This is a genomic window from Steroidobacter sp. (genome assembly GCF_036402275.1).
Lineage (GTDB): Bacteria > Pseudomonadota > Gammaproteobacteria > Steroidobacterales > Steroidobacteraceae > Steroidobacter.
The window spans coordinates 148,003-158,011 of the sequence record NZ_DASWTF010000018.1 but is presented as its reverse complement, the minus strand read 5'-3'; the positions used below and the strand labels follow the sequence as shown (position 1 = coordinate 158,011).

Annotated in this window: 8 protein-coding genes; 5 read left to right on the top strand and 3 right to left on the bottom strand. The window is 62.2% G+C overall.

The window, feature by feature from the left end; genetic code table 11:
• Positions 1-413 precede the first annotated feature (413 nt).
• On the bottom strand, positions 414-884 hold the full coding sequence (locus VGD45_RS10400; protein ID WP_331155224.1) for a cytochrome c: 471 nt from the start codon (positions 882-884) through the stop codon (positions 414-416).
• A 171-nt stretch (positions 885-1,055) separates the two neighbouring features.
• Between VGD45_RS10400 and VGD45_RS10395 the strand changes: the two genes are divergently transcribed.
• The gene (locus VGD45_RS10395; RefSeq protein WP_331155223.1) at positions 1,056-1,448 is read left to right on the top strand and encodes a hypothetical protein; all 393 of its coding nucleotides are present in this window, start codon (positions 1,056-1,058) and stop codon (positions 1,446-1,448) included.
• A gap of 28 nt (positions 1,449-1,476) precedes the next feature.
• On the opposite strand, the gene VGD45_RS10390 is transcribed toward VGD45_RS10395, so the two are convergent.
• Positions 1,477-2,745, bottom strand: coding sequence for a metal-dependent hydrolase (locus VGD45_RS10390; RefSeq protein ID WP_331155222.1), 1,269 nt, complete (start codon positions 2,743-2,745; stop codon positions 1,477-1,479).
• 48 nt (positions 2,746-2,793) lie between these two features.
• Here VGD45_RS10390 and VGD45_RS10385 point away from each other — a divergent pair, with 48 nt between their 5' ends.
• From VGD45_RS10385 to VGD45_RS10370, 4 genes are all read left to right on the top strand, one after another.
• Positions 2,794-3,660 (top strand): MBL fold metallo-hydrolase, encoded by an 867-nt coding sequence (locus VGD45_RS10385; protein ID WP_331155221.1) that lies wholly within the window; start codon positions 2,794-2,796, stop codon positions 3,658-3,660.
• A gap of 122 nt (positions 3,661-3,782) precedes the next feature.
• Positions 3,783-5,174, top strand: a complete 1,392-nt coding sequence (locus VGD45_RS10380; RefSeq protein ID WP_331155220.1) for a GntP family permease — start codon at positions 3,783-3,785, stop codon at positions 5,172-5,174.
• A 10-nt stretch (positions 5,175-5,184) separates the two neighbouring features.
• Positions 5,185-6,471 carry a serine hydrolase domain-containing protein gene (locus VGD45_RS10375; protein WP_331155219.1) on the top strand — a complete coding sequence of 429 codons (1,287 nt, stop codon included), beginning with the start codon at positions 5,185-5,187 and terminating at the stop codon, positions 6,469-6,471.
• 103 nt (positions 6,472-6,574) lie between these two features.
• Positions 6,575-9,196, top strand: a complete 2,622-nt coding sequence (locus VGD45_RS10370) for a GAF domain-containing hybrid sensor histidine kinase/response regulator (protein ID WP_331155218.1) — start codon at positions 6,575-6,577, stop codon at positions 9,194-9,196.
• Between the two features lie 9 nt (positions 9,197-9,205).
• On the opposite strand, the gene VGD45_RS10365 is transcribed toward VGD45_RS10370, so the two are convergent.
• Complete coding sequence (locus VGD45_RS10365) at positions 9,206-9,820, bottom strand: hypothetical protein (protein ID WP_331155217.1); 615 nt, start codon at positions 9,818-9,820, stop codon at positions 9,206-9,208.
• Between the last annotated feature and the right edge of the window lie 189 nt (positions 9,821-10,009).

Below are 10,009 nucleotides of genomic sequence, written 5' to 3'. Positions count from 1 at the left end.
GCACGAACTTGCATCGTTGATCCATCGCATCGGTCTCGTTCCAGGCCATGGCAAAACCTCCTCGGTTCGCCAAGCGTGAACTACACCGGTGTAAACGATGAACCTGGACTGATGTGTAAAGGATGAACCTGGACCATACCGCGACCTACCTCCTCCCGGCACCGTGCTCCCCCTCAGCCGCGCTATCGCGCGGCGTCGTCGGGTCCCGTCCCTGGGCGCACTTTGTCGAAAAGGTCCCTCTTTCTCGACAATGCCGGGAGGAGGTAGGTCACTCCCGACGCCGCCGAAGGGTCAGTTTGGTTTGCCGTTCCTTCCTGCCAAACCTGTGCTCTTTCCGAGAAAAAAATTACGCCCGGGGAGCTGGTGCTCGCCCGGGCGCAATGTCATCTGCTGACGTTCGATCTGAGCGTCGATCAGTGCTCTTCGGCGCGGAACTTGTCGTGACAGTTCTTGCACGACTTGCCGACGTCGCCGAACGCGGTCTTGATGGCGGCTACGTCACCGCTGTTGGCGGCGGTCTGCAGCTTCGGAGCGGCGTCGCTGAACATTTTCATGGCCGCCTTGAACTCGGCGGGCTTGCTCCAGATCTCAGGCAGCGCCTGCGTCTTGCCGGCTTCCGGGCCGGAGCCCGCTGGGAACCACTTCTCCTGCTCGCCCGCGGCGTCGTTCACGAATTTGGCGGCGGTCTTGATGGCGGCGAGGTCCGGCTTATCGGTGCGCACCTGGTCGCGGACCACTTTGAAGTTGTCGCCGAGCTCGTGGTAGTGATCGTGGCGGGCCTTCTGCAGTTCCTTGACGTTGGTCGGCTCGGAAGCCTGCGCCATCAGCGCAAGGGCGGGGGCCAGCAAAGTCGCGACGAGGGTGGAACGAAGCACTCGATTCATGGATGACACCTGGCTATGGCTTGAGCAATGGCTGGGCCTGCATGGACCCCTGGACACGGCGCCAGCTTATCGAATCCTTGCTGACAAGATCCTGACTTTTCTTGTGACCGACCCATAACGCACGGGACACATGCCTGCGCTAAGCTCCGCACCCATCACAGGGAGAGACGAATGCAGAACATACGTGCATGGTTCCTGGCTTCCGTCGCGCTTCTGATCGGCGCTTGCTCGAGCACGCCACCGGCTTCGCAACCTCAACCGAAGAGCGCGGATCTGTCGGGTAACTGGGTGTTGACGACCGAGAGCCAGATGGGCGCGCAAGACGCGGAGATGATCGTGCGACAGTCCGGCTCCGCGCTGGTGGGAACCATCACTGGCCAGGCCGGTACCGTCGACTACACAGGCTCGGTGAGCGGCGCGGCCGTGGCGTTCGATTTCACGATCAACGTGCAGGGAACGGATCTCAAACTCGACTACACCGGCACCGTCGAAGGCGACACCATGAGGGGCAGAGCGGTGTTCGGTCAATTCGGCGAAGGCACCTTCACGGCCAAGCGCAAGTAACGACCGCATTCCACTATGAGGCGCAGTCTCAAGGCTGACTGCGCGCGCTGCTCATATCCACTGCGCTTTGCTTTAACAGATCCTGCCGGGGCTCGACCCAACCGGGCACGAACGACGGGCAGCTCGGCGCGTTCTGAAGCGCAACCTCCGCGAAGCCCAGCTCTGATTCCCGGTCATAACGCATATCCCCAAGGATCAGTTCGCCATTGACGTCCGCTAGCCAAGGCATGCGAATAAACCGAAGCGCGGCGGCCGCTTCGCAGTTGGTTGCGGCCACACTGGCGAGTCGTGCAATCGGCGTGCTGATCTGGCCATACCATTTCACCTGCTCTGTATTGGCGGCAGTGACCGGAACGAGCGGCGCGGTGATCGCGAGATCGAGGCTCCGCGTCAGGCATTTGTCGGCGGTCACCCATGAAGGCCACAACGCCAGCATCGCCCGCCGTAACACTGCGTTGTCCGCTTCCTTCTGCAGCAGCATGATTTCCCAACACGTCGGATTGACGGGCATGGGCGTGACGATGCGATCGACCAAAGTCCCTTCGGGAAACTGCTGAGCGGCGATGGCGTCGATGTGAGCTCTCGCGGTCCGCGCCGTCAATGCAAACATCGCGGTCGCTCCGATCCACAGCGACACACTCGCGGCCAGCGCGATATGCGTGGGCGCACGCTGCCCGATCAGCAACATCGCGGCCACCAGCAACGCATATCCCACGGCCAGCACCTGCGGCACCATGCCGCTGAAAAAGCACAACGCGATCGCAGCCACCATGAGCAGCAGCACCGCAAACCGCGCCACATGAGTTTTGAATACAAAAGCCAGCGGCGCGCAGGCCGCCCAGAACAGCGGCTCGATGATGAACACCGAATCGCCATAGAACCAACGACCATCCATGGGCCAGAATGGATGCACGCCGTAGTTATTGGTGAAGTCCATCGCGATGTGAAGCAATGGCGTGAGCAACAGCACCGCGGCCAGCACTCCGTAATCCTCGGCTGACGCCTGCAGGCCTCGTCGTCGGATCCACCATCGGGTCATGGCAATCACGGCAATACCCAGTAGCAGCGCGATCACGACGGTGTGCGTGTGACCGCGATGGTGCAGCAGGTAGTTCAGCTTGCCGCCGAAGAATGAATACAGCAGGTCGGAGTCGGGCAGATTGCTGCCGACGGCGGCCAGCGTGACGCACAGATTGCGGCGGGTAGCGGCAGGCAGCGTGCTCCTCCTGCTGGGCGCGACGCGAGCGGCAACCTCGCCGACCAGCGTGCCGATGATGGTGTGCGTGATGTTATCCATCCGACCAGTGTAGCTGGTACCGTTGGCGATCAGCACGAGGAGCCGAGCATGAACAGTTGGCAGGTGGGCGATGTCAGGATTTCCTGCGTCGTCGAGTTCAAATCGCCGGCGGTGTACGACCCCGACCGGAGTGTGATCATCGGCGCGACTCCTGAAGTCGTGGCGCAAATCGCCTGGCTCAGGCCCAACTATGTTTCGCCCGAGGGGCATCTGCTGATGGCGGTGCAGGCGGTGCTGGTGGAAGCGCCGGGTCTCAAACTCGTGGTCGATACGTGCGTCGGCAACGACAAGCCTCGCCGCATGACTCGCGGCATCGGCCTCAAAACCGGCTTCTTACAACGCCTGGCCGCCGCGGGTTGGAGCAGAGAGGACGTGACCGCGGTGGTGTGCACTCATCTGCACATCGATCACATCGGTTGGAACACCATGCTCGAGAACGATCGCTGGGTGCCGACATTCCCGCGTGCGCGTTATCTCATGGCGCGGCAGGAATATGAGTTCTGGGTGCAGGACAAGGAAGACGACGAGCAGGTCGTCGCCATGGGCGACTCGGTGCAGCCGTTGTTCGATGCCGGGCTCGTGCAGTTGGTGGAGCCGGATCACGCACTGTCGCCGGAAGTGAGATTGCTGCCGAGTCCTGGCCACACGCCCGGGCACGTCTGCGTGGCGATCGAATCGCAGGGCCAACGCGCGGTGATCACGGGCGACATGATGCATCACCCGTGTCAGATCGCGCGGCCTGAGCTGCTGGCCAGGTTCGATTCGGATCACCACGCGGCTCTCGCGACCCGCCGCCGGTTGCTGGCCGAATGGGCCGATCAGCCCGTGTTGGTGGTGGGGACTCACTTTGTGGCTCCCGCCGCTGGATATGTCCGCACGGAGGAGGCAGCTTATCGGTTCGATCCGGGGCGTTGAGCCCCCGTCTCGGTTGACACTCCCGCCCAGCCAGGGCAAGCTCGCTCGAAAATCATCACCTGATGAATTAATTGTTTTAGGGGGCGGCGGCATCGGAGAGCGATTGCGCCGTGACAGGCGCAATGACTTTCGCGATCGTCGTGCTTGCCTTGGTGTTGTTGATGCTGGCCGCCTACCGCGGCTACAGCGTCATTCTGTTTGCGCCGCTGGCCGCGCTGCTGGCGGTGCTGCTGACCGATCCGGCCGCCGTGCCCTCGGTGTTCACCGGCCTGTTCATGGAACGCATGGTCGGGTTCCTGAAACTTTATTTTCCGGTGTTCCTGCTCGGCGCGGTGTTCGGCAAGCTGATCGAGCTGTCCGGGTTCTCGCAGTCCATCGCCGCGGCAGTGATCCGGCTGGTGGGGCAGGAGCGGGCGATCCTTTCCATCGTCCTGGTGTGCGCGCTGCTGACGTACGGTGGCGTCTCGCTGTTCGTTGTGGTGTTTGCGGTTTATCCGTTCGCCGCCGAAATGTTCCGTCGCGGCGATATTCCCAAGCGCCTGATCCCGGGCACGATTGCCCTCGGCGCGTTCACGTTCACGATGGACGCCCTGCCCGGCACGCCGCAGATTCAGAACATCATTCCCACCACATTTTTCGGCACCACGACTTGGGCAGCGCCGCTGCTAGGCGTCGTCGGCGGCGCGTTCATTCTCACCTGCGGTCTGTTGTATCTGAACTGGCGGCGCCGTCAGGCGCTGAGCGCGGGCGAAGGTTATGGCACAGGCCACAGCAACGAGCCGGAGCAAGTCGCGACGGGCAACTCGACCCATCCGTTGCTCGCCATTCTGCCGCTGCTCGTCGTGGGCATTGCGAATCTGGTGTTCACCCGGCTCATCCCGCGCTTCTACGAGACGACAATAGAAACTCAGCTCGAAGGGCTCGCCAAGCCGCTCGTCACGCAGCTGTCCGGTGTGGTGGCTATCTGGGCCGTCATGGGCGCGCTGCTCATGGGCATTCTGACGGTGCTGCTGTTTGCTTTCCGTCCTGTAGTGACGAAGTTCGCCGAAGGTACGAAGAACGCGGTCGGCGGCGCGCTGCTGGCGTCGATGAATACCGCGTCGGAATACGGCTTTGGCGCGGTCATCGCAGCGCTGCCTGGATTCCTGATCATTCGTAACGCGCTGATGTCCATTCCCGACCCGCTGGTGAACGAGGCGATCACTGTGACCACGCTGGCGGGCATCACCGGCTCCGCTTCCGGCGGCCTGAGCATCGCGCTCGCGGCGATGTCCGAACATTTCATGACAGCGGCGCAGGCGGCAGGAATTACGCCCGATGTACTGCACCGGGTAGCGGCGATGGCCAGCGGCGGCATGGACACGTTGCCGCACAATGGCGCGGTGATCACGCTGCTCGCGGTCACGGGCCTGACGCATCGGCAGTCGTACAAGGATGTGTTCGCGATTACTTGTGTGAAAACTTTGGCCGTGTTTTTCGTGATCGCCGTGTACTACGCCACCGGCATCGTCTGAGAGCGGGATTATGAGAAAGCTTGTTTGTTTCCTGGCAGCTGCGCTGCTGACCGTCACCGGCCCGACGCTGGCCTCGTCTTTGGCCAAGGCCAAGCCCGAAGCAGTAGGGCTTTCATCGCAACGTTTGCAACGTCTGACCGACACCTTCAACGCCGATGTCGCGAGCGGCAAGATCCCTGGCGCGGTCGTATTGATCGCGCGACAAGGCAAAGTCGCCTATCTGCAAACCTTCGGCTTCCAGGACCGGGCGGCGAACAGCATCATGCGGCCCGATTCGATCTTTCGCATCGCTTCGATGACCAAGCCCATCACCATTGTGGCGGCGCTGATGCTGGCCGAAGAAGGCAAACTGCAGTTGATGGATCCAGCGTCCCGCTACCTGCCGCAACTGACGAACCTGCAGGTGGGCGTCGAGATCAAGGACGGCAGCGGCGAGCGGCGATTGATGATCGAGCCGGCACGGCGCGAGATCACGGTGCAGGACCTGATGCGTCACACCTCGGGCATGACCTACGGAATCTTCGGTGACTCTTTGGTGCAACGAGCCTACCGTGCGGCCGGCACCATGGACGATCAGCAAACCAACGCGCAGCTGATCGACAAGCTGGCGCAACTGCCGCTGGCGTTTCAGCCAGGCGCCGCGTTCGAGTACGGCATGTCGAACGACGTGATCGGGCGCATCGTGGAAGTGCAGGGTGGCCTGGACCTGAATCGGTTCATCGTCGAGCGCATCGCGCGGCCGCTCGGCATGCGAGACACCGCATTCCTGCTCGATGACCAGCAAACAACGCGACTGGCGCAACCGCAGGCCGCCCCCGGCGCGCCGCCGATGGTGATCGGTTACAACCCCGCCAAGCCGCCGAAGTGGTTTTCCGGAGGCGGTGGCTTGTTGTCGACCGCCGAGGACTACGCCCGCTTCGCCCAGATGTTGCTGAATGGCGGCGAGCTCGACGGTGTAAGGCTGTTGTCACGAAAGAGCGTCGAGTTGATGACCAGCAATCATCTTCCGCCTGATGTGAGTTATGGCGCTTTCACCATGGAGCTGGGGCTCACGGCGCCGCTGCCCCAATATGGACAAGGCTATGGATTGGGTATCGGCGTGCGCCAGGAAGCCGGCCGCAGCATGGTTCCCGGCTCGGTGGGCGATTATTTCTGGGGCGGCGCCACGGGGCCCTACTTCTGGGTGGATCCGCAAGAAAAACTGGTCGCCGTGATGATGTTACAAGCATCGGATATTCAGCTGCGCACCTACTATCGCTCGCTGTTGCGCAACTTGGTATATCAGGCGCTGCGATGACATTCTGCGCTATCGCAGCGAATGTTTGCAGTCACGGAAAATCGCGTTGAAAGGGTGATGAATCCGCGTTGACCGAGGCGGGCGGAGGCGGCACGCTTTACATGTGAGCACCTCGCCTGTCATGCGCGTAGACGGATCTGCCGACTTTCTCAGCGGGGGAGGCGAGCTCGGCGATCTCATCCGTGGTTTCGACTGGGACCGCACCTCACTGGGTCCGCCGCGGCGCTGGCCCCAGGGACTGCGAACTGCGCTGCGCATCCTGCTCACCACCCAGCATCCGGCCTGTATTTTCTGGGGACCTGAGCTCCTTTGTTTCTACAACGACGGCTACCGCAGCTCGCTGGGGCCGGAACGGCATCCCGCCATGCTGGGTGCGCCGCTGCGCGAGGTCTGGTCCGCAACCTGGTCCGTGATGGGGCCGCAGATCGAGCGTGTGATGTCCGGGGCGGGGGCGGCCTGGGCCGAAGATCATCTCGTTGTCATTCCGCGTTTCGGCAAGCGCGAGGAAATCTATTGGACCTACAGCTTCAGTCCCATCGACGAAGCCAGCGCTCCCAACAACGTTGGCGGCGTCATGGTCCTGTGCATGGAAACGACCAAGAAGGTCCGTGCGGAGCGACAGCTCGCGTTTCAATTGGCGTTGAGCGACAAGTTGCGCAGTTTGAGCGATGCCGCGGAAATCATGCTGACGGCGGCGGAAATGGTCGGGCGGCAATTGGGCGCTGGGCGCGTCGGCTACGGCGAGGTGGAGGAATCCGGCAAGACCAGCTTGGTGGTTTGCGATTGGACGAACGGCGGCATGTCCAGCCTGGCGGGCCGGCACCGGCTCAATGATTTTGGCCAGGCGCTCGTTCGAGAGTTGCAGGCCGGCCATACCGCGCGGCTCGAAGATGCGTTCAACGATCCTCTGACCAACGACGCCGCCGAGGCGGACATCTATCGAAGAATCGGCGCTCGCGCCGCCATCACCGTGCCGCTGATCAAAGGCGGGCGGCTGGTCGGCGCGCTCTATGTTCATCAGGCCGAGCCGCGTCGCTGGACAGATGATGAAGTCGCACTGGCGCGAGAGACCGCCGAACGCATGTGGGAGGCTGTCGAACGCGCGCGAGCGGAGAACGCTTTACGACAGCTCAACGCGACTCTGGAACAACGCGTCGAGGATGCGATTGCCCAGCGCAAGCTGTGGGGCGAGCTGCTGGACTCCGTGACGGCGCTGGTGGCGGCGGTAGGCAACGACTATCGTTTCCTGGCGTTGAACAAGGCCTACGCCGATCGATTCGAGCTTCGTATCGGTGTGCGTCCGGCGGTAGGTGACAATCTTCTCGAACTGATGAAGAGCAGTCGCGAACAACTGGCTCTGTCCGGCAGTCGTTGGAGCCGCGCGCTGGCCGGCGAAGAATTCACATTGGTCGAGCCCACCGCACCCAGCGAGAGCGACCAAATGCGTCACTACGAGATCACGTACACCTCGTTGCGTGATCCAAGCGGCCGAGCCATCGGCGCGTTCCAATATGCGCAGGATGTAACAGAGCGGGTTCGAGATCAGCAGCGCTTGTCGGAGGCCGAAGAGTCGCTGCGTCAGTCGCAGAAAATGGAAGCCGTCGGTCAGCTCACTGGCGGCATCGCGCACGACTTCAACAATCTGTTGACCGGCATCATCGGTTCGCTCGACATGATGCAAAGAAAACTCGCGCGCGGGCAGCAGATCGATGTGAACGCGTATGTTTCGGCGGCCATGACCGCCGCGAATCGAGCGGCAGCGTTGACGCACCGACTGCTGGCATTCTCACGGCGGCAGGCGCTCGATCCGCGGCCAGTGCATGCAAATCGTCTGATCCTTGGCATGGAGGAGTTACTGCGACGGACTTTGGGCGAGACGAGCGGCCTGGAGTTCGTGGAAGATCCGCAGCTGTGGCTGACCCGCTGCGATCAGAATCAGTTGGAGAGCGCCCTGCTGAATCTGACTATCAACGCGCGGGACGCCATGCCCGGCGGCGGCAAGCTCATCATCGAAACCAGCAACGCCCATCTCGAAGATGCGCATGAAGCGAAGTTGCGTGACGTCATGCCGGGCGACTACATCTGCATCTGCGTGACCGACACCGGCGTCGGCATGCCCCCCGAAGTGGTCAGTCGAGCGTTCGATCCGTTCTTCACCACCAAGCCCATCGGCCAGGGCACCGGGCTGGGGTTGTCGATGATCTACGGATTCACGCGCCAGTCCGGCGGTTACGCGAAGATCCAGTCCGAAGTGGGCAAGGGCACCACGGTCAAACTTTATCTGCCGCGCTATCACGGCGAGCACGAGACGTCGCACGAACCGGATCCTGCGCCGATCACTCTGCAGCCGAGTGCGCGCGAAGAGGTCGTGCTGGTGGTCGAGGACGAGCAGGTGGTGCGCGACCTCGTCGTCGACCTGCTCGCCGAGATGGGTTATCGATCGTTGCAGGCCGTCGACGGGCCGAGCGGTCTGGCGATTCTGTTGTCGGATGTCCGCATCGACCTGCTGATCTCCGACGTGGGTCTGCCGGGGTTCAACGGCCGTCAGCTCGCCGACGCGGCGTGCTCGCATCGTCCGGATTTGAAAGTGCTGTTCATCACGGGCTATGCGCACAACGCGGCGGTGAGCAACGACCTGCTGTCGCCCGGCATGCAAATGATCACCAAACCGTTCGCCTTGGAAACATTGGCCGAACGGATTCGCGACATGATCGAGGACTCCTAGTCAAAAAAATCAGGGGGCACGAACCAGCGCGGAAACGGTGAGGCGCGGCGGTCCGACGTGCCCCAGGCCCGTCGAACAGTGCACGTTGTCTTTCACCACGCGCACCGACATGCGCGGCAGGATCTGTCGCCGCAGTTGTTGAACCAACTCGCAGTCGCCTCGTTCCAGTCGCATGTGCCGATCGCGAGCGAACGACACCGTCTTCCACACGGCTGGAAAACGCTCCAGGTCGGCGGCGCTGGAGAGTTTCTCCCCTTTCACTCGGGCGATCAGCTCGTCTTTCGAATCGCGCTGCGTGGCTTCTCGAACGTTTTCTTCAGAGGCAACCACGGGTGACTGCATCGACACCTGGAATCGGGCCACGCCCAACTGCTCATCGCAAACGTAACTATGCAGCTGCACGTCCTCGCGTGCGCCGACCGTGCGAAGGATCATCACCAGCTTGTCTTCCAGGCTGCTACACGAGTAGGTCGTGCTATGGCCGCGGAATTCGAAGTTCACTTGCTGCGCCTTCCAAACGGCGGTGACGCTTTCTTCCGAAGGGGAGTTGGCCGTGGCCGCGTCGGCAGGAAGAGAGAGGGCGAGCATGCACGCCAGCGTGAGACTGACAAAAAGGGTCCTCATCCATCCTCCGTCGTCACTTCGTGACAGTGGCTGCAGACTCGAATTCGTGACGAGCGCGGCAACTTTAGAGCGACGGCGAAGGGCGCGCCATGGACAGTCGGTCAACAGCGAGCAGGTGCCGGTGAAACGAGTATGATGCGTTAGCACAAGAGGGGGGATGTTCAAACATCGAGGAGGCCCAGCGGATGG

Bases quoted from the DNA above. Each gene is read 5' to 3' on its own strand.
- VGD45_RS10400 (WP_331155224.1), bottom strand. From the start codon at position 884: ATGAATCGAGTGCTTCGTTCCACCCTCGTCGCGACTTTGCTGGCCCCC.
- VGD45_RS10395 (WP_331155223.1), top strand. From the start codon at position 1,056: ATGCAGAACATACGTGCATGGTTCCTGGCTTCCGTCGCGCTTCTGATC.
- VGD45_RS10390 (WP_331155222.1), bottom strand. From the start codon at position 2,745: ATGGATAACATCACGCACACCATCATCGGCACGCTGGTCGGCGAGGTT.
- VGD45_RS10385 (WP_331155221.1), top strand. From the start codon at position 2,794: ATGAACAGTTGGCAGGTGGGCGATGTCAGGATTTCCTGCGTCGTCGAG.
- VGD45_RS10380 (WP_331155220.1), top strand. From the start codon at position 3,783: ATGACTTTCGCGATCGTCGTGCTTGCCTTGGTGTTGTTGATGCTGGCC.
- VGD45_RS10375 (WP_331155219.1), top strand. From the start codon at position 5,185: ATGAGAAAGCTTGTTTGTTTCCTGGCAGCTGCGCTGCTGACCGTCACC.
- VGD45_RS10365 (WP_331155217.1), bottom strand. From the start codon at position 9,820: ATGAGGACCCTTTTTGTCAGTCTCACGCTGGCGTGCATGCTCGCCCTC.